Source organism: Serratia grimesii (assembly GCF_900186025.1).
Lineage (GTDB): Bacteria > Pseudomonadota > Gammaproteobacteria > Enterobacterales > Enterobacteriaceae > Serratia > Serratia grimesii.
In genome coordinates this window covers 4986213-5004695 of record NZ_LT883155.1, presented here as the reverse complement: position 1 = coordinate 5004695, position 18483 = coordinate 4986213, and the positions used below count along the sequence as shown (strand labels likewise).

Here is an 18483-nt window from a genome sequence, read left to right as displayed (position 1 = left end):
AAACTGTGCCAATCACGCTTTACGCTGCTGAGCCTTGGCGGCGGGTTTTTCTTCTTCGACGCAAACGTCACACGGCAGATTGCGGCCAATGAGCATGCGGTAGCCGAAGGCACCCAGGCAGGCACCGATGATTGGGCCAAAGATTGGCACCAGGAAGTACGGGATATCACGTGCACCGGTGAAGGCCACTTTGCCCCAGCCAGCCAGATAAGCGAAAATTTTAGGACCGAAGTCACGCGCCGGGTTCAGTGCAAAGCCGGTCAATGGTCCCATAGAGGCGCCGATCACGGCAATCAGAATACCAATTAACAATGGGGCCAGTGGGCCACGTGGAATGCCGTTGCCGTCGTCGGTCAGCGCCAAAATCAGGCACATCAGAATTGCGGTAATCACGGTCTCTACCAGGAAAGCCTGGCCGACAGAAATGTGCGCATTAGGATAAGTGGAGAAGATGCCAGCCAGGGCCAGGCTTGCATCACTGCCGCGAACCATATGGTTGGCCGCTTCAAAGTCGTAGAACAGGTTGTAATACAACCCGTAGACCAAGGCTGCTGCGCAGAAGGCTCCGGCGATCTGCGCGACAATGTAAGGAAGTACTTTGCGTCCGTCAAAGCAGGCGAACAGCCACAATGCGATGGTGACTGCCGGGTTGAGATGCGCACCGGAGATGGCAGCGGTCAGATAGATAGCCATGGCAACGCCGAGGCCCCAAATGATACTGATTTCCCATTGGCCGAAGCTGGCGCCAGCCAGTTTCAGCGCGGCAACGCAGCCTACGCCAAAGAATATCAACAGGCCGGTGCCGAGGAACTCAGCGATGCACTGGCCTTTTAGGGTCGGACTGGTGGTTTGGCTCATAATGTTGTTGTCCTGCAAAACGGCGGTTATAGGTTTATAGGCTCAGTGTGTGTATCGATTTGGCCTATGGGTACAGTTTTTTTCATCTCGTCCAATTATTAATTGAGGACGTGATGTAAATTTATCGTTAACGAACATAAACGAGAAATAGCGAAATCAAAATGTGTGTGCTTCGTCATAAAATTGAGCGAATTCGCGTCGTTCTGTGTTCTTTCTGCTCCATAAAAGTGTGATCTGACCAGTGCTTTCGCCACCGACTGTTAACAAAACCATTTTGCAGGCTGCGGGTATTTTCAGTTTTTGCTGATGGCGAAGGCAGGAAAATTGCAACAGACTGCGCGATGAGCCGGATGTTGCTAGACAGTCGGGGACAGGCTACTTACAATCGTTTTTATCGAAAGAAGCGTTTTATCGGGACAGGCGCGTTATTTTCAATAAAAGCGTGTGTCACTTGGCGCGATGCATATTCGCAGCAGTTGCAACCTGAGTTGCGGCCGTTACCTATAGATGTACGCCTTGCTATCATGAGGGGACTGAAGCATGTCATTTGAAGTATTTGAGAAATTGGAATCAAAAGTTCAGCAGGCGATCGATACCATCACCCTGCTGCAGATGGAAATTGAAGAGCTGAAAGACAAAAACAATACTCTGTCTCAGGAAGTTCAGGCTGCCTCTGGCAACCACGAATCGCTGGTACGTGAAAACCAGCAACTGAAAGAAGAGCAGCACGTATGGCAAGACCGCCTGCGCGCGCTGTTGGGCAAAATGGAAGAAGTCTGATTCCGTATTGCACGATCGAAAAGGGCGCCTTAGGCGCCCTTTTTCATATCTGAAGATTACTCGATGTCGAGTGGATCCTCAGACAGAATAATACCGGTATTGTCGGCATACAGATGATCGCCGGAGAAGAAGGTCACACCGCCAAAGTTAACGCGGATATCGCTTTCGCCAATACTTTCACTGGCGGCACCGACAGGAATGGCTGCCATCGCCTGAATGCCGATGTCCAACTCTTCCAAATCGTCCACCTGACGCACCGCACCGTACACAACGATGCCTTCCCATTCGTTTTGGGTAGCCAGGCGTGCCAATTCTGCGTTGATCAGGGCACGGCGTACCGAGCCGCCGCCGTCAATCACCAGGACGCGACCGCGCCCGTTTTCTTCAAGCAGCTCGAATAACAGGCCGTTATCCTCAAAGCATTTCACCGTAGTGATTTGCCCGCCAAATGAAGTACGCCCGCCAAAATTGGAGAATAGAGGCTCAACTACGTTCACCTCTTCGTGATAGATGTCGCAAAGTTCGGAAGTATCGTATTTCATAGGATTTTACGTCTGTTTGCCGCTGGAATAACCAGTATATCCCTTTATCCGCCCTGTTGGCAAAATCATCAGTTCGATGGCTAACTGAGCACCACACCGACAGCAAACAACACATTGGCCAGAAGGGCTGCCTTGACCATGTGTTCCAGCATTGGTCGCATGCCAGCTGGCGTCGGATCACGCAACACCCGCAGGCCATGTCGTACCAAGAGGGGAATCGCCAGCACAAACAGCCAGCCCCACAGGCTATGCAGGTTGAGCAGCGTAAACAGTGCAAAGCACACCACCGCCCCGATCAGCAGTAGTACATGGTAATAGCGAGCTTTCTGTGGCCCGAGCCGTACTGCCAACGTATTTTTGCCGTTAGCACGATCGCTTTCGATATCGCGCAAATTATTAATATTGAGTACCGCTGCAGCCAACAGGCCGCACGCGGTGGCCGGTAGCATCACGATGCTGTCAAACGCATGGGTTTGCAGGTAGTAGGTACCCGCCACACTCAGCCAGCCGAAGAACACCAGCACCGAGATGTCGCCAAGTCCCAGATAGCCATAGGGTTTGGTACCGACGGTATAGGTAATGGCTGCGACGATAGAAAGCCCACCCAGCACCAGGAAGCCCACGACGTCACTGGGTTGCTCACAGGCGACGGCGATCAATGAACAGCCTGCGATGGCGATCAACACAACCGTTACTACCAGAGCGCGTTTCATCTGCGCCTGGGTGATCATGCCTTTTTGCATACCACGTAGCGGTCCAATGCGGTCTTCTTTGTCGCTGCCTTTTACCGCATCGCCATAGTCATTCGCCAGGTTGGAGAGTATTTGCAGTAGACCGGCGGTCAGCAATGCCAGCAGTGCGACGCCGGGTTTCAGACTGCCTTGCCAGGCAGCAATGGCGGAACCGACGACGATCGATGCAAAGGCCAGCGGTAGAGTGCGTGGTCGTAAACTTTCAAGCCAGGCTCTGGCCGGGGAGGTGGTAGTTGATGAGCTCATTTTTCGCTTCAGAGTAAGTGGCTGTGTCCGCTAGAAATAATTGTGGGAGGCAATGCCTCCCACAGATGACTGACTGGACATGATTGAGCGATTATAGGATAAAACGACTCAAATCTTCATCTGCTACCAGTTCATCCAGATGATTACGTACGTAATCCGCATCAATTGTAATGGATTGACCGTTAATTTCACTCGCATCATAGGAAATATCTTCCATCAGACGCTCAAGCACGGTGTGTAAGCGACGTGCGCCGATGTTTTCGGTGCTTTCGTTAACCTGCCATGCGGCTTCAGCGATGCGGCGGATGCCTTCAGCGGTGAATTCTATATTCACGCCTTCAGTACCCATCAGCGCTTTGTATTGCTCGGTCAACGAAGCGCTTGGCTCGGTCAGAATACGCTCGAAATCTTCAGTGGTCAGCGCTTGCAGCTCAACACGGATTGGCAGGCGGCCCTGCAGTTCCGGGATCAAGTCTGATGGGCTGGCAGTCTGGAAGGCACCGGAGGCGATAAACAGAATGTGATCGGTTTTCACCATGCCGTGCTTGGTAGAAACCGTACAGCCTTCCACCAATGGCAGCAGGTCGCGCTGCACGCCTTCACGAGACACGTCAGGGCCGGAGCTTTGGCCACCACGCTTACAGATTTTGTCGATTTCGTCGATGAACACGATGCCGTGTTGCTCAACCGCTTCGATCGCCTGTTCTTTCAGCTCTTCTGGGTTAACCAGTTTGGCAGCTTCTTCTTCCACCAGCAGCTTGAAGGCTTCTTTGATCTTCAGCTTGCGCGGTTTCTGCTTTTGACCACCGAGGTTTTGGAACATCGATTGCAGCTGGTTGGTCATCTCTTCCATGCCCGGAGGTGCCATGATTTCCACACCCATCGGTGCAGCAGCCAGATCGATCTCAATTTCTTTGTCGTCCAGCTGGCCTTCACGCAGTTTCTTGCGGAATGCCTGGCGAGCAGCAGACGGCTCCTGATGTTCTTCCGACTGGCCCCAGTTGTTCTTGGCCGGTGGGATCAGCACGTCGAGAATGCGTTCTTCCGCCAGCTCTTCGGCGCGGGTACGGTTCTTATCAATCGACTGCAAGCGCACCATTTTGATCGCGGCATCGGTCAGGTCGCGGATAATTGAATCTACTTCTTTACCGACATAGCCCACTTCAGTGAACTTGGTGGCTTCAACCTTGATGAACGGGGCATTAGCCAGTTTTGCCAGACGACGGGCAATTTCGGTTTTACCGACACCGGTCGGGCCGATCATGAGAATGTTCTTTGGCGTGACTTCATGGCGCAGCATCTCGTTAAGCTGCATCCGGCGCCAGCGGTTACGCAGGGCAATGGCAACGGCACGTTTGGCTTTGTTCTGGCCAATGATGTAGCTGTCCAGTTCGCTGACGATCTCGCGCGGGGTCATTTCAGACATAGTATTCGATCCTTACGCTTTGGAAGGCAATTCTTCAATGGTGTGGAAATGGTTGGTGTAAATACAGATGTCACCGGCGATGTTGAGGGACTTATCAACAATTTCGCGGGCGCTCAGTTCGGTATTTTCCAACATCGCGCGGGCGGCTGCCTGGGCGTATGGACCGCCGGAGCCAATCGCAATCAAATCATTTTCAGGCTGGATCACGTCACCGTTACCGGTGATGATCAGCGATGAGTGTTCATCTGCGACAGCTAGCAGCGCTTCGAGTTTGCGCAGCATGCGGTCGGTACGCCAGTCTTTCGCCAGTTCAACGGCTGCTTTCACCAGGTGACCCTGGTGCATTTCCAGCTTGCGCTCGAACAGCTCAAACAGCGTGAAGGCATCCGCAGTACCACCGGCGAAACCAGCAATCACTTTGTCGTTATACAGGCGACGCACTTTCTTGACGTTGCCCTTCATTACCGTATTGCCCAAGGTGGCCTGGCCATCGCCACCGATCACTACCTGGCCGTTGCGGCGTACGCTTACAATTGTTGTCACGAGCAGACCCTCGTTGAAGACGGAAAGAAGCCCTCGCAGCATCTGCTTGCGCAGACACTACGAGGCATATTGAGAGTATAGATGGGGGGGGATTGACGCTTTTCAACCCCCAACGGAGAGGGGAATGCAACTTGACATGCCTACGCCCTTCAGGCGCGATAGGGTTTTGTCCGCAACAGCCCGGCTGCTGTAAGGACCGAGTACCACGCGATTCCAGCCGCCACCCGCGGTGATGCGGCTTTCGATGCCTTCAAATGCCAGGCGTGCACGCACAGACTCTGCCTGATCGGTCGCGCGGAATGAACCGCACTGCACCATCCACTTCTGCTTCGATTCTGGCTTGGTTTCCTGCTTGACCGTTTCCTGACTGACTTCCGGCTTGGCCTCAGGTTTCGGCTGCGGTTTTGGCTCAGGATGCTTAACCTGTACCGGCGGCGGTGTAACCGGCTGCGGCTTAGGTTTCGGCTGCGCCTGTTGCTGCACAGGTTGCGTTGTCGCGCTGTTGTTAAATGGATTACGCGGTTGCGTTACCTGTGGTTGCTGTATGGGCTGCTGCTGCACCTGCTGTTGTTGCATTTGCTGCTGTTGCAGACGGCTATTGCGTACAGCGGCTTGTGAAGGATCGTTATACGGCACTTCATTGAGCTGTGTTGGACGCTGTTGCATATCCGCCTGCATCTGATCCAACAGTTGGCGCTGTTCAGCCGTCAGTTGTGTTTTGGAACTGGCTTCGCCGCCGGCCGTAGGTTCGGTCGGGGTTTGTACGCCAATCTGACGATTTTCCAGCTCTTTGATGTAGCGCCAACGCTCTTCCGGTTTCGGCGGTAGGCCGTTACCTGGACGAGTGCTGTGCACAGGCAGCAGCGGCGTATCATCCGGCTTGTTGTGCGTAATGAAATAGAGGCCACCGATAAAAATCACCAGCAGTGCGACGGCCAACGCCAACACGGTTTTGGAGACCTTCGGAGAACTGCGTTTTTTACGGCTGGGGGGTTTACGCTTAGCTCCTGCTGCGCGCCCACGGCTTACATAGTCTTTTTGTGCCACTATTATTCCGCTGTGTCCTGATGAGGGGATAAGTCCGTCATGTTACTGAACCCTAAAATATTTGACTAGCGTTTAGGGGCAGCAGTGCTGCCTCTGATAATCAATTCACTGTCTAATAGCCGGGAGCCGCTTGCCACGGTCTGTCCGTGTAACTGCTCCAACAGCAACAGCATTGCTTGCTGGCCAATCTGGTAGCGCGGTTGAGCCACGGTGGTTAACGGTGGATCGCAATATTGCGCTAATTTGATGTCGTCAAAGCCGACGATGGAAAGGTCCTGCGGTACGCGCAGCCCCATCTTTTTCGCCTGCGACAACACGCCGATCGCCATGACGTCACTGTGGCAGAAAATTGCCGTCGGTGGTTTTGGCTGTGCCATCAGCGTCGCCAGTGCCTGAGCACCAGCTTCGTAGGTGAAATCACCCCGGGTAATATAGCTGCTTTCGACGCTAATGCCATTACGACGTAGCGCCTGAATATAACCTTGCAACCGATAATGGCTGAGCGGCATCTGTTCTGGCCCAGCGACACAGGCGATTTGCTTGTGTCCGAGCTGGTGTAAATAATGTACGGCTTCGAAGGCGGCGGTAAGATTATCGATGTGTACCGTCGGCAGTTCGAGTTCCGGGGCAAACTCGTTGGCCATCACCATCGGTGGCAGATTACGTTGTTCTTCTTTGCTGGCATCAAACGGCAAGTTGGAGCCGAGCAGCAGCATGCCGTCGATTTGTTTGGTAATAATCAAATTAACGAACGTGCGTTCCTGCTGATTTTGCTGTGCGCAGTCGCCAATGAGCACCAGATAGCCCTGTTGTGCTGCTGTTTGCTCGATCCCCTGGATCACATCGGCAAAAAACGGATCGCAAATGTCGGGGACGATCACCAGGATGGTGCGGGATTCGTTGCGTTTGATATTGCGTGAGAGGGCATGAGGAGAGTAACCCACGGCCAGCACGGCCTGTTCCACTTTTTGGCGCGTCGGCGTTGACACCTTTTCCGGGTTCATCAGCGCACGCGACACGGTTGCCGTTGAAACGCCCGCCATTTCGGCAACGTCTTTCATGGTTGCCATGGATAATTCTTTCTTGTGTTCCAACGCCTTTCTCCTTGCGTTAGCCCCATGCCAACGCGACGACTTCAGTTTGCTCACAAATTCGGGCGTGCGGTGGTGTTGTTATCATTTAGCGCCATCCGCGCTTAAACATTCCGCCACTGTGCTGCAAGAGGTGACAAAATTGCTTTCAGAGATATTCTAAACAGAATATGTCCTGCCTTTGTTACCTAATTTGCATAAAAAGTGTGACCTGTGAAGGTTTTTTAGCGTTCGCTCGCAATTTCAAGGGTAAACGTTTGCATTGCATGAACTGAATCAGACTTTTCTGGGTTCAGCTGTCTATCGGATCGATGTCTAACGTCCACTTCACCTTACGTGCCTGCGGTAGGGTACCAACCAGTGGCAGGGAACTCTTCATCAACTGTTGTAACACCCGCCGGGAAGGGTGCTGCAACAAGAGTTGCCAGCGGAAGCGACCACCGCGTTTCGACTGGAGTGCCGGGACAGGCCCCATCACCCAGAGCGAATCATCTTTCAATGGGCTGGCTTCCAACAGATTACGCAGTTGCTGCAGGAATTGCGGTGCCTGTTGGTTATCGTGATCTTCCGAACGCACGATGATATGGCTGGTATACGGTGGAAGGAATACGCTATTGCGTTCTGCCAGTGTCTGTTTGGCAAAGGCATCGTAGCCCTGTTGCAACAGAATTTGCAGTAACGGGTGTTCCGGGTGGTGTGTTTGCAACAACACCTCACCCGGTTTGCCCGCGCGACCTGCACGACCGGATACCTGGGTATATAACTGTGCAAAGCGTTCTGCGGAACGGAAATCGGCCGAGAACAGTGCACCGTCAACGTCCAGCAGTGCCACTAACGTTACATCTGGGAAATGGTGGCCTTTTGCCAACATTTGAGTACCGATCAAAATGCGTGAACCGCCACGGTGAATATCTGCCAGATGTTGTTCGAGCGAGCCTTTACGGCTGGTGGTGTCGCGATCGATACGGGTGATTGGTGTTTCCGGGAACAGTGGCGCCAGTTCATTTTCCAACTGTTCGGTGCCGACACCGACTGACACCAGATGCGTTGATCCACACTGCGGGCATTGATGAGGCACTGGGCGTTGGCTGTCACAGTGGTGGCAGCGCAGTTGCCGCTGGTTTTGGTGGAAGGTGTAATAATGATCACAGCGTTGGCACTCGGCGATCCAGCCGCACTCGTGGCACAGCAGCGCTGGTGCGTAGCCGCGGCGATTGAGGAACAGCATCACCTGATTGCCGGCCTTTAAATGGTGCTGCATGCTTTTCAGCAACGGTTGTGACAGGCCAACCTTCAGCGGAAGACCTTTTAGATCGATCAAGTGCTGCGTTGCCGGTTTGGCGTTACCGGCACGCTGGGTGAGTTTGAGTTGACGGTATTTACCCAATTGCACATTGTGCAGCGTTTCCAGAGCGGGCGTAGCAGAGCCCATCACCATTGGGATGTTTTCCTCGCGGGCGCGGAAGACCGCCAGATCGCGGGCATGGTAGCGCCAGCCTTCCTGCTGTTTATAAGAGCTGTCGTGTTCTTCGTCGATAATGATCACGCCCAGGCGTGAAAATGGCGTAAACAGCGCAGAACGGGTGCCGATGACAATTGCTGTTTCCCCGCTGCGGGCGCGCAGCCAGACTGACAGACGCTCACTGTCGTTTAGGCCGGAATGCAGCACGTCCACCGGCGCGTTGAAACGTTCCCGAAAACGAGTGATGGTCTGTGGCGTCAGGCCGATCTCCGGCACCAATACTAATGCCTGCTTGCCCTTCGCCAGAATATTCTCCAGCACGCTGAGATAGACCTCGGTTTTGCCGGAGCCGGTGACACCGGCCAATAGCCAAGCGGCGAATTGGTCGTCCTCACTGCGGATGGCGCCCACGGCAGTTGCCTGTTCGGTATTCAACCGCAGCCGTTCGCCCAGTACTTCAAAGCCTGGTCGCCAGTCCTGTGTTGCTACTGTCTGGGCCCGTAAGTCGATTAACCCTTTCGTGCGTAGCGCTTGCAACGCGCTTTCGGTTAACTCCAGTTCACTGACCTGATGACGATAGACCGGGCGTTGTAGCAAAGCGGCCAGTGCCTGTTGCTGTTTAGGCGCACGTTTCAGGCTTTCCGGCAGAGTGGCACGGCCCTGTTCGGTGGCAAACCACTGCCATAACGGCGCGGTTTCGGCGGGTTTTCCCTGGCGCAGCAGGATCGGCAGTGCGTGAAACAGCACCTCGCCGATTGGGTAATGATAATAGTCACTGGCCCAGCACAGGATGCGCCACAGGCTGGGAGAGAACAGGGAAACATTGTCGATCACGCTGTCGATTGGCTTGAGTTTATCCAGCGGTAATTCGCTGGTCTCGCTACAACCAGTGACGATACCTATCGCCCGTTGCTTACCCCAGGGAACGCCCACGCGTGCGCCAACCACCGGCTGCAGACCTTGCGGCAGCAGATAGTCGAAGGTACGAGCGAGGGGTACCGGCAAAGCAACGTGAACAACAGGCATGGGGTCATCCAGAGTAAAAAAAACAGTTCATCAGTTTACACGGCGCACTGGCAAATGTACGGTTCCGATTGCGCGGCACTTTTAATTCTGTATAATTTGCCGCCTTTGGTATAATTCGATACCAAATTTTATTATCAACCACGTGTGGTGTCTGGCGAAACAGGGCTGGATAGCGACACGGCCTTAACTGAGGTTTCCCATGAAACAAGGTATCCACCCAAAATACGAAGAAGTTACTGCTAACTGCTCTTGCGGTAACGTGATCAAAATCCGCTCTACCGTGGGTCACGATCTGAACCTGGACGTTTGTGGCGCATGCCACCCGTTCTACACTGGCAAGCAGCGTGATGTTGCTACCGGTGGCCGCGTTGACCGCTTCAACAAGCGTTTCAGCGTGCCAGGCGCTAAGAAATAAGATTTCTTATCGTCAGATGAAAAAGGCGCCTTCGGCGCCTTTTTTCGTTTCTACCGTCTGCATTCGCAGACCGGCACTTAATATTCCCAGGTATCGGGATCCACACCCAATTCACGCATCAGCAGTTTCGCGGCTTCCGGGATTTCATCGCTGCGTTCTTTGCGCAGGTCTTCGTCGTTCGGCAGCGGCTGGCCGGTAAAGGCGTGCAGAAATGCTTCGCACAGCAATTCGCTGTTGGTGGCATGGCGCAGGTTATTGACCTGGCGACGCGTCCGTTCATCGGTGAGGATTTTCAGAACCTTCAGCGGAATGGATACCGTGATTTTTTTTACTTGCTCGCTTTTTTTACCGTGTTCAGCGTAAGGGCTGACATACTCGCCGTTCCACTCAGCCATGGGACACCTTAAATTTGTCAGAAAAATTACAAAACTCTAAAAACCGGCCAATTATGCCCGATCTTCACTGTTCTCACTAAATAAATGTCAATTTTACGCGACCAAGGTCACTGAATGCTGACGATCAATAGGTGTCGCCTATGCATTCCGGGTTAACATCGTTTCGTCATATCAAACTGGCATAATTTTAGCGGGTATTAGGGCTTTGCTCAATCTATACGCAAAGAAGTTTAGATGTCCAGATGTATTGACGTCTATCGTTGCTGCGATTAATCTTTAGGCCTCATTCATCCGAATCCCGAGAGCCGAGAGACCCTATGACGCGTAAACCTGCCACGATTGCCGTACGTAGCGGCCTGAACGATGACGAACAGTATGGCTGCGTTGTCCCGCCGATCCACCTGTCCAGTACCTATAATTTTACTGACTTCAACCAGCCTCGTGCTCATGACTATTCACGCCGCGGTAACCCAACGCGTGATGTGGTGCAGCGTGCACTGGCAGAGTTGGAAGGTGGTGCGGGTGCAGTCATGACCAGCAGCGGGATGTCGGCGATCCATCTGGTGACAACCGTGTTCCTGCAACCCGGCGATCTCCTGGTGGCTCCACATGATTGTTATGGTGGTAGTTATCGTCTGTTCGACAGCCTGAGCAAGCGTGGTGCTTACCGCGTGCTATTTGTCGATCAGGGGAATGAAGAAGCGTTGCAGCAAGCGTTGGCGCAAAAGCCCAAACTGGTGCTAATTGAAAGCCCAAGCAATCCGCTGCTGCGTGTCGTGGACATTGCGGCGATTTGTGATGCAGCCCATGCAGCGGGTGCATTAACTGTAGTGGACAACACTTTCCTTAGCCCGGCATTGCAACAGCCTATCAGCCTGGGTGCGGATCTGGTGGTGCACTCCTGCACTAAATACCTCAATGGCCATTCTGACGTTGTGGCCGGAGCGGTCATCGCCAAAGATAAAGATCTGGCGGTGGAGCTGGCCTGGTGGGCCAACAATATCGGTGTGACGGGGGGGGCATTCGACAGCTATTTGTTGCTGCGTGGTATGCGTACCCTGTCGCCACGCATTAAAGCTGCGCAACAAAACGCCGAAGCAATTGTCAGTTATTTACAGCAGCAACCCTTAGTGAAAAAGCTGTATCATCCTTCTCTGCCACAGAACCCTGGGCACGAGATTGCACGTCGTCAGCAACGCGGCTTTGGCGCGATGCTCAGCTTTGAACTGGACGGTGATGAAGCGCTACTGCGTCGTTTTCTGTCTGCCCTTGAGTTGTTTACTCTGGCAGAATCGTTGGGCGGCGTAGAAAGCCTGATCTCGCATGCAGCGACCATGACCCATGCAGGTATGGCGGCAGAAGCCCGTGCGGCGGCCGGTATTTCCGAGAGCCTGCTGCGTATCTCCGTGGGTATTGAAGACAGTGAAGATTTGATTGCCGATCTGGAACGAGCCTTCCAGGCGGCGGCAACGAGGTAAGCATGAATGCAATTGCGGTAGCAGGGCCGGTGAGTGGACGTCAACTGCATAAGTTTGGCGGCAGTAGCCTGGCGGATGTGAAGTGTTATCTGCGGGTGGCTGGGATCATGGCTGAATACAGCCAGCCAGGCGATATGATGGTGGTGTCGGCCGCCGGCAGTACCACCAACCAACTGATTAGCTGGCTGAAGCTCAGCCAGAGTGATCGCCTTTCTGCACATCAGGTTCAGCAGACATTACGCCGTTATCACAGCGAATTAATTAGCGGTCTGTTACCGCCGGAAACCGCTGAGCCATTGATCGCCGAATTTATTCAAGATCTGGAGCGCCTGGCAGTATTGCTGGACGATAAGCTCGACGACGTTATCTATGCCGAAGTGGTTGGTCATGGCGAGATCTGGTCGGCGCGCTTGATGGCAGCCGTATTGAACAAGCTGGACATGCAGGCAGCCTGGCTGGATGCGCGCGATTTCCTGCGTGCGGAACGGGCCGCTCAGCCGCAAGTTGATGAAGGCCGTTCTTATCCGTTGTTACAACAGCTCTTGGCCCAACACCCGGGTAAACGTTTGGTGGTAACCGGCTTTATTTCACGCAACGACGCCGGTGAAACCGTGCTGTTGGGGCGTAACGGCAGTGACTATTCTGCAACCCAGGTTGGTGCGTTGGCCGGGGCGGAACGCGTGACCATTTGGAGTGACGTGGCAGGGGTGTACAGTGCTGACCCGCGCAAGGTGAAAGACGCTTGCCTGCTGCCACTGCTGCGTTTGGACGAAGCCAGTGAGCTGGCGCGTCTGGCGGCACCAGTGCTGCACACCCGCACTTTGCAGCCGGTATCCGGCAGCGATATCGATCTTCAACTGCGCTGTAGTTATCAGCCGGAACAAGGTTCAACGCGTATTGAACGCGTGCTGGCCTCGGGCACCGGTGCGAAGATTGTCACCAGTCATGATGATGTGTGCCTGATTGAACTGAATGTCGCCAGCCAACATGATTTTAAGCTGGCGCAGAAAGAACTGGATCTGGTGCTCAAGCGTGCGCAGATCAAACCGCTGGCAGTGGGTATTCATCCAGACCGCAACCTGATACAGCTATGCTACACCTCGGAAGTGGTGAACAGTGTGCTGCGTACGTTGCAGGATACGGCGCTGCCGGGTGAGCTGCAGCTGCGTGAAGGATTGGCGCTGGTGGCGCTGGTTGGCGCGGGCGTTTGCAAGAACCCGCTGCACAGCCATCGCTTCTATCAACAGCTGAAAGACCAGCCGGTTGAGTTTATTTGGCAGTCCGAAGATGGCATCAGTATGGTGGCGGTGCTGCGTAAGGGGCCTACCGGGCTACTGATTCAGGGCCTGCACCAAAGCCTGTTCCGCGCCGAGAAGCGTATTGGTTTAGTGCTGTTTGGCAAAGGCAATATCGGTGCACGTTGGTTGGAGCTGTTTGCCCGCGAGCAGAAAAATATTTCCGCCCGTAGCGGGTTTGAGTTCAGCCTGGCTGGCGTGGTGGATAGCCGCCGCAGTTTGCTGAATTACGACGGCCTGGACGCCAGCCGCGCATTGGCATTCTTTGAAGAAGAAGCGCAAGAACTGGACGAAGAATCACTGTTCCTGTGGATGCGTGCGCACCCGTTTGACGATCTGGTGGTGCTTGATGTCACCGCCAGTGAGAGTCTGGCTGAACAGTATCTGGATTTTGCCAGCTATGGTTTCCATGTGATCAGTGCCAACAAGCTTGCGGGTGCATCCTGTAGCGACAACTATCGCCAAATCCGTGATGCCTTCGCCAAAACGGGGCGTCATTGGTTGTATAACGCGACTGTTGGTGCGGGCCTGCCGGTCAATCATACCGTGCGCGATCTACGTGACAGCGGTGACAGTATTTTGGCGATAAGCGGTATCTTCTCGGGTACGCTTTCCTGGCTGTTCCTGCAGTTTGACGGCACTGTACCTTTCACCGAGCTGGTGGATCAGGCATGGCAGCAGGGGCTGACAGAACCGGATCCACGGGTTGATCTCTCCGGTCAGGACGTGATGCGCAAGCTTGTGATCCTGGCGCGTGAGGCGGGTTACGATATTGAACCGAATCAGGTACGAGTCGAGTCTCTGGTTCCTGCAGGGGCCGAACAGGGCTCTGTCGATCAGTTCTTCGAAAACGGCGATGCATTGAACCAGCAAATGCTGCAACGCTTTGAGGCTGCCAATGAAATGGGGCTGGTGCTGCGACACGTAGCGCGCTTCGATGCCAATGGCAAGGCGCGTGTTGGTGTTGAGGCAGTGCGTCCTGAGCACCCGCTGGCGTCGCTGTTGCCGTGTGATAACGTGTTTGCCATCGAAAGCCGTTGGTACCGAGACAACCCATTGGTGATCCGCGGTCCGGGTGCGGGCCGTGATGTCACCGCCGGTGCGATCCAGTCAGACCTTAACCGTTTGGCACAGCTGCTTTAATTTTCTTGTGGGCGCGGATCCTCCGCGCCCCTCGTTTTTCCTGCCATAATTATCCTTGTTCTGAATATGAAATTCTTTCTCTTAACGGGTGAGGATTAATCACCTTATTACCCTCATTTTCCTGTTGACTCTTTAGCCAACATACGGCATTTTCTATCTAGACGTCTAAACGTATAGACGCTTATTAAAATAAAGCAAAACAGTGATCGATAAGAGGCGGACAGGGTATGAGTTTTTTTCACGCAAACCAGCGGGAAGCGCTGAATCAGAGTCTGGCGGAGTTAAACGGTCAGATTAACGTATCATTCGAGTTCTTCCCGCCGCGCACCAGCGAGATGGAAGACACCCTGTGGCAGTCCATTGATCGTCTGAGTAGCCTGAAACCTAAATTTGTCTCTGTGACTTATGGTGCAAACTCCGGTGAGCGTGATCGCACCCATAGCATCATCAAAGGGATTAAGGATCGCACTGGCCTGGATGCGGCCCCGCACCTGACTTGTATCGACGCCAGCCCAGATCAGCTGCGTGAGATTGCGACCGACTATTGGAACAGCGGTATTCGCCATATTGTGGCGCTGCGTGGTGACTTACCACCGGGTGGTGGAAAGCCTGACATGTACGCGACCGATTTGGTGGCCTTGCTGAAAGACGTCGGCGATTTTGATATCTCGGTGGCGGCCTACCCTGAAGTGCACCCGGAAGCCAAAAGTCCGCAGGCGGATCTGATTAACCTGAAGCGTAAAATTGATGCCGGTGCCAACCGCGCGATTACTCAGTTCTTCTTTGATGTGGAAAGCTATCTGCGTTTTCGTGACCGCTGCGTGGCGACCGGTATTGACGTGGAAATCGTACCGGGCATTCTGCCGGTGTCCAATTTCAAGCAGTTGCAGCGTTTTGCCACCATGACTAACGTGCGTGTACCGAGCTGGATGACCAGCATGTTTGAAGGGCTGGATGACGATGCCGAAACCCGCAAAATGGTCGGTGCCAATATCGCGATGGACATGGTGAAGATCCTCAGTCGCGAAGGGGTGAAAGACTTCCATTTCTATACGCTGAACCGTGCCGAGATGAGCTATGCCATTTGCCACACGCTGGGTGTGCGCCCGGTAGCTATTGCCTAATTTTATTGATGGATGATGAAAAGGGCGCTGTGTAATGACAGCGCCCTTTTTATTGGATAAAAAAACGGTCCCTGCAAACAGGGACTATTTTTTGTCGCTTAACCTAGCCAGTATTGCGCATCCCGGCGGCAACGCCGGCAATGGTGACCATTAGCGCTTGCTCAACGCGGGCATCGGGCTGCTCTTGCTGGCGTGAACGGTGCAACAGTTCGGCCTGTAACACATTCAGCGGATCGGTATACACGTTACGTAGCGCAATGGATTCGGCGATCCACGGCAGATCCTCCATCAGGTGTGCATCATTGGCGATAGTCAGCACCACTTTGATGTCGCTCGCCAATTGGTCGCGTAACTGTTGGCCAAGTGGCCACAGTGACTTATCAACCAGACGCTGATCGTAGTATTCCGCCAACCACAGGTCAGCTTTGGCAAAGACCATTTCCAGCATCGCGATGCGGGTAGAGAAGAACGGCCAGTCGCGACACATCGCTTCCAGTTGGTCCTGCTTACCGGCTTTCACCGCTTCTTGCAAACCGGCACCGGCACCCAGCCAGGCGGGTAGCATCAGTCGGTTCTGCGTCCATGCGAAGATCCATGGGATAGCGCGCAGGCTTTCAACGCCGCCGTTTGGCTTGCGTTTGGCCGGGCGTGAACCCAGCGGCAGCTTGCCCAGTTCCAATTCCGGCGTTGCAGCGCGGAAGTAGGGTACAAACTCCGGATTCTCACGTACGTAGCCGCGATACATGTTGCACGAGGTGTCTGACAGCTCATCCATCAGTGTGCGCCACTCTTTCTTCGGTTCTGGCGGCGGTAACAGGTTCGCCTCAAGAATTGCGCCTGTGTACAGCGCCAGGCTGCTGATGGTGACTTCTGGCAGACCAAACTTGAAGCGGATCATCTCGCCCTGTTCGGTGACGCGCAGGCCGCCTTTCAGGCTACCCGGCGGTTGCGATAGCAATGCCGCATGCGCCGGTGCACCGCCACGGCCAATTGAGCCACCGCGACCGTGGAACAACGTCAGTGCCACGCCAGCTTTCTCACAGGTTTTGATCAGTGCATCTTGCGCGCGGTACTGTGCCCACGATGCAGCCATCACCCCGGCGTCTTTCGCTGAGTCAGAATAGCCAATCATTACCATCTGCTTGCCCTGGATAAAGCCGCGATACCAGTCAATATTCAGTAACTGGGTCATCACGTCGTCTGCGTTGTTCAGGTCGTCGAGGGTTTCGAACAGCGGAGCGACAGGGAGCGCGAATGGGCAACCGGCTTCTTTCAGCAGCAGATGCACCGCCAGCACGTCAGAGGGGGTGCGTGCCATAGAAATCACGTAGGCGGCGATTGACCCTTGCGGTGCCTCGGCGATAACCCGACAAGTTTCCAACACTTCTTGGGTATCGGCGCTTGGCTCCCATTTCAGTGGTACCAGCGGGCGTTTGGAGTTCAGTTCGCGGATCAGGAACGCCTGTTTATCGGCTTCCGACCAGCTTTCGTAATCACCCAGCCCCAGATAACGGGTCAACTCGGCGATGGCTTCGGTGTGGCGGGTACTTTCCTGACGTACGTCGATACGTACCAGCGGCACGCCAAAGCAGCGCACGCGACGCAGGGTATCGAGCAACTGGCCATTGGCGATGATGCTCATGCCGCAGGCCTGCAGCGACTGGTAACAGGCGAACAGCGGTTCCCACAGCTGTTCGTTATTCACCAGCAGGTCGTGTGGTTTCAGTACGCGCTCACCCTTCAGGCGACCTTCCAGATACGCCTGAGAGCTCATCAACTGGCTGCGCAATTGCTTCATGATCTCGCGGTACGGCTCTTGCACCTCGTCACCACCGGCCCGTGCGCGCAGTTCCGGGGTACATTCGGTCATCGACAGTTCTGAGACCAGCACCTGAATATCGCGGGTGAACAGATCGCAGGCTTTCCAGCGGCTCAGCAGCAGCACATGCCGGGTAATTTCAGCCGTCACATTCGGGTTGCCGTCGCGGTCACCGCCCATCCAGGAGGTGAAACGTACCGGTACGGCTTCTGCCGGCAGGCTGTAATCGATGGAGTTTTCCAGCTGTTCGTTGAATTCGCGCAGGAAGGCTGGCACCCCTTCCCACAGGCTGTTTTCCACTACCGCAAAGCCCCATTTGGCTTCATCGATCGGCGATGGACGATGCTTACGGATTTCGTCGGTATGCCAGGACTGGGCAACCAGTTGACGCAGACGACGCATGATCTTGTTACGTTCGTAGTCGGCCAGGTCGTTATGGTCGAGCTGGCTGAGGCAGGTGTTAACCTCAACCAGCTTGTGGATCAGGGTTCGGCGGGTGATCTCTGTCGGGTGTGCTGTCAGCACCAGTTCGATGGAGAGTTGGGACACCGCATTTTGCAGCTCTTTGGTACTGAGCTTTTTGTCCTTCAGACGAGTAAATAACTGGGCCAGCGCCTCTGGGTTGCTGGCAGCTTCGCCGTTGGGCGAAATACTGTGGTACTGCTCGGCGACGTTGGTCAGATTGAGAAACTGACTGAATGCACGTGCAACGGGCAGTAACTCGTCGTTGGACAGGTTTTGCAAGGTAGAAAGCAGCTCTTGGCGGTGCGCTTCGTTACCTGCACGTGAAGATTTGGAAAGCTTACGGATAGTTTCAACGCGATCGAGAATATGCTCGCCCAGCGCTTCTTTGATGGTATCGCCGAGCAATTTGCCGAGCATACTGACATTACTTCGCATTGCCGAATATTGTTCGTTCATATAACCCCTGACCCAGTTCTGTATTTACCCTTAATTTTTCAAACCACAGCGGCGTTGGCTGCAATGTGAAGCCTGTTGGGTAGATGGTTTTTTATCTTGTAAGTAAATTTCACGTGTCAG

The 18483-nt window shown here is 54.2% G+C and carries 15 protein-coding genes; 5 read left to right on the top strand and 10 right to left on the bottom strand.

The features are described from left to right. Positions 1 to 12: 12 nt before the first annotated feature. Positions 13 to 858, bottom strand: coding sequence for an MIP/aquaporin family protein (locus SGBXF1_RS23315; protein ID WP_186427615.1), 846 nt, complete (start codon positions 856 to 858; stop codon positions 13 to 15). A gap of 540 nt (positions 859 to 1398) precedes the next feature. Between SGBXF1_RS23315 and zapB the strand changes: the two genes are divergently transcribed. Further along, entirely contained in the window at positions 1399 to 1638 is a 240-nt protein-coding gene (zapB, locus tag SGBXF1_RS23310) for a septal ring assembly protein ZapB (RefSeq protein WP_012147470.1), read from the top strand. Positions 1639 to 1694: 56 nt separating this feature from the next. Here zapB and rraA read toward each other — a convergent pair whose 3' ends face one another. From rraA to priA, 7 genes are all read right to left on the bottom strand, one after another. After that, positions 1695 to 2180: a ribonuclease E activity regulator RraA gene (gene rraA, locus SGBXF1_RS23305; protein ID WP_020837546.1), complete on the bottom strand. Its 486-nt coding sequence runs from the start codon at positions 2178 to 2180 to the stop codon at positions 1695 to 1697. 80 nt (positions 2181 to 2260) lie between these two features. Continuing rightward, complete coding sequence (locus tag SGBXF1_RS23300; protein ID WP_037425571.1) at positions 2261 to 3178, bottom strand: 1,4-dihydroxy-2-naphthoate polyprenyltransferase; 918 nt, start codon at positions 3176 to 3178, stop codon at positions 2261 to 2263. 91 nt (positions 3179 to 3269) lie between these two features. After that, positions 3270 to 4604 carry an HslU--HslV peptidase ATPase subunit gene (gene hslU / locus SGBXF1_RS23295; RefSeq protein WP_037425568.1) on the bottom strand — a complete coding sequence of 445 codons (1335 nt, stop codon included), beginning with the start codon at positions 4602 to 4604 and terminating at the stop codon, positions 3270 to 3272. A gap of 12 nt (positions 4605 to 4616) precedes the next feature. Next, positions 4617 to 5147 (bottom strand): ATP-dependent protease subunit HslV, encoded by a 531-nt coding sequence (hslV, locus tag SGBXF1_RS23290; protein WP_004953184.1) that lies wholly within the window; start codon positions 5145 to 5147, stop codon positions 4617 to 4619. A gap of 102 nt (positions 5148 to 5249) precedes the next feature. Then, entirely contained in the window at positions 5250 to 6194 is a 945-nt protein-coding gene (gene ftsN / locus SGBXF1_RS23285) for a cell division protein FtsN (protein ID WP_130382916.1), read from the bottom strand. Between the two features lie 65 nt (positions 6195 to 6259). Further along, positions 6260 to 7288: a DNA-binding transcriptional regulator CytR gene (gene cytR / locus SGBXF1_RS23280; protein ID WP_037425563.1), complete on the bottom strand. Its 1029-nt coding sequence runs from the start codon at positions 7286 to 7288 to the stop codon at positions 6260 to 6262. Positions 7289 to 7577: 289 nt separating this feature from the next. Next, positions 7578 to 9773 carry a primosomal protein N' gene (gene priA / locus SGBXF1_RS23275; RefSeq protein WP_186427614.1) on the bottom strand — a complete coding sequence of 732 codons (2196 nt, stop codon included), beginning with the start codon at positions 9771 to 9773 and terminating at the stop codon, positions 7578 to 7580. A 199-nt stretch (positions 9774 to 9972) separates the two neighbouring features. On the opposite strand from priA, the gene rpmE reads away from it, so the two are divergent. Beyond that, on the top strand, positions 9973 to 10188 hold the full coding sequence (gene rpmE, locus SGBXF1_RS23270) for a 50S ribosomal protein L31 (RefSeq protein WP_037425558.1): 216 nt from the start codon (positions 9973 to 9975) through the stop codon (positions 10186 to 10188). Positions 10189 to 10265: 77 nt separating this feature from the next. On the opposite strand, the gene metJ is transcribed toward rpmE, so the two are convergent. Next, positions 10266 to 10583: a met regulon transcriptional regulator MetJ gene (gene metJ / locus SGBXF1_RS23265; protein WP_012147461.1), complete on the bottom strand. Its 318-nt coding sequence runs from the start codon at positions 10581 to 10583 to the stop codon at positions 10266 to 10268. A gap of 317 nt (positions 10584 to 10900) precedes the next feature. On the opposite strand from metJ, the gene metB reads away from it, so the two are divergent. The 3 genes from metB to metF all read left to right on the top strand — a co-directional run bounded on the left by metB (position 10901) and on the right by metF (position 15623). Next, the gene (gene metB / locus SGBXF1_RS23260; protein WP_061808612.1) at positions 10901 to 12061 is read left to right on the top strand and encodes a cystathionine gamma-synthase; all 1161 of its coding nucleotides are present in this window, start codon (positions 10901 to 10903) and stop codon (positions 12059 to 12061) included. A gap of 2 nt (positions 12062 to 12063) precedes the next feature. Continuing rightward, positions 12064 to 14499 (top strand): bifunctional aspartate kinase/homoserine dehydrogenase II, encoded by a 2436-nt coding sequence (locus SGBXF1_RS23255; protein ID WP_037426703.1) that lies wholly within the window; start codon positions 12064 to 12066, stop codon positions 14497 to 14499. 227 nt (positions 14500 to 14726) lie between these two features. Beyond that, positions 14727 to 15623, top strand: coding sequence for a methylenetetrahydrofolate reductase (gene metF, locus SGBXF1_RS23250; RefSeq protein WP_037426700.1), 897 nt, complete (start codon positions 14727 to 14729; stop codon positions 15621 to 15623). A gap of 103 nt (positions 15624 to 15726) precedes the next feature. On the opposite strand, the gene ppc is transcribed toward metF, so the two are convergent. Next, positions 15727 to 18363 carry a phosphoenolpyruvate carboxylase gene (gene ppc, locus SGBXF1_RS23245; protein WP_037426698.1) on the bottom strand — a complete coding sequence of 879 codons (2637 nt, stop codon included), beginning with the start codon at positions 18361 to 18363 and terminating at the stop codon, positions 15727 to 15729. Positions 18364 to 18483: the final 120 nt, after the last annotated feature.

What these genes read in the sequence shown, in the direction of transcription:
- SGBXF1_RS23315 (WP_186427615.1), bottom strand. Translation starts at nt 858, where the DNA reads ATGAGCCAAACCACCAGTCCGACCCTAAAAGGCCAGTGCATCGCTGAG.
- zapB (WP_012147470.1), top strand. Translation starts at nt 1,399, where the DNA reads ATGTCATTTGAAGTATTTGAGAAATTGGAATCAAAAGTTCAGCAGGCG.
- rraA (WP_020837546.1), bottom strand. Translation starts at nt 2,180, where the DNA reads ATGAAATACGATACTTCCGAACTTTGCGACATCTATCACGAAGAGGTG.
- SGBXF1_RS23300 (WP_037425571.1), bottom strand. Translation starts at nt 3,178, where the DNA reads ATGAGCTCATCAACTACCACCTCCCCGGCCAGAGCCTGGCTTGAAAGT.
- hslU (WP_037425568.1), bottom strand. Translation starts at nt 4,604, where the DNA reads ATGTCTGAAATGACCCCGCGCGAGATCGTCAGCGAACTGGACAGCTAC.
- priA (WP_186427614.1), bottom strand. Translation starts at nt 9,773, where the DNA reads ATGCCTGTTGTTCACGTTGCTTTGCCGGTACCCCTCGCTCGTACCTTC.
- rpmE (WP_037425558.1), top strand. Translation starts at nt 9,973, where the DNA reads ATGAAACAAGGTATCCACCCAAAATACGAAGAAGTTACTGCTAACTGC.
- metJ (WP_012147461.1), bottom strand. Translation starts at nt 10,583, where the DNA reads ATGGCTGAGTGGAACGGCGAGTATGTCAGCCCTTACGCTGAACACGGT.
- metB (WP_061808612.1), top strand. Translation starts at nt 10,901, where the DNA reads ATGACGCGTAAACCTGCCACGATTGCCGTACGTAGCGGCCTGAACGAT.
- SGBXF1_RS23255 (WP_037426703.1), top strand. Translation starts at nt 12,064, where the DNA reads ATGAATGCAATTGCGGTAGCAGGGCCGGTGAGTGGACGTCAACTGCAT.
- metF (WP_037426700.1), top strand. Translation starts at nt 14,727, where the DNA reads ATGAGTTTTTTTCACGCAAACCAGCGGGAAGCGCTGAATCAGAGTCTG.
- ppc (WP_037426698.1), bottom strand. Translation starts at nt 18,363, where the DNA reads ATGAACGAACAATATTCGGCAATGCGAAGTAATGTCAGTATGCTCGGC.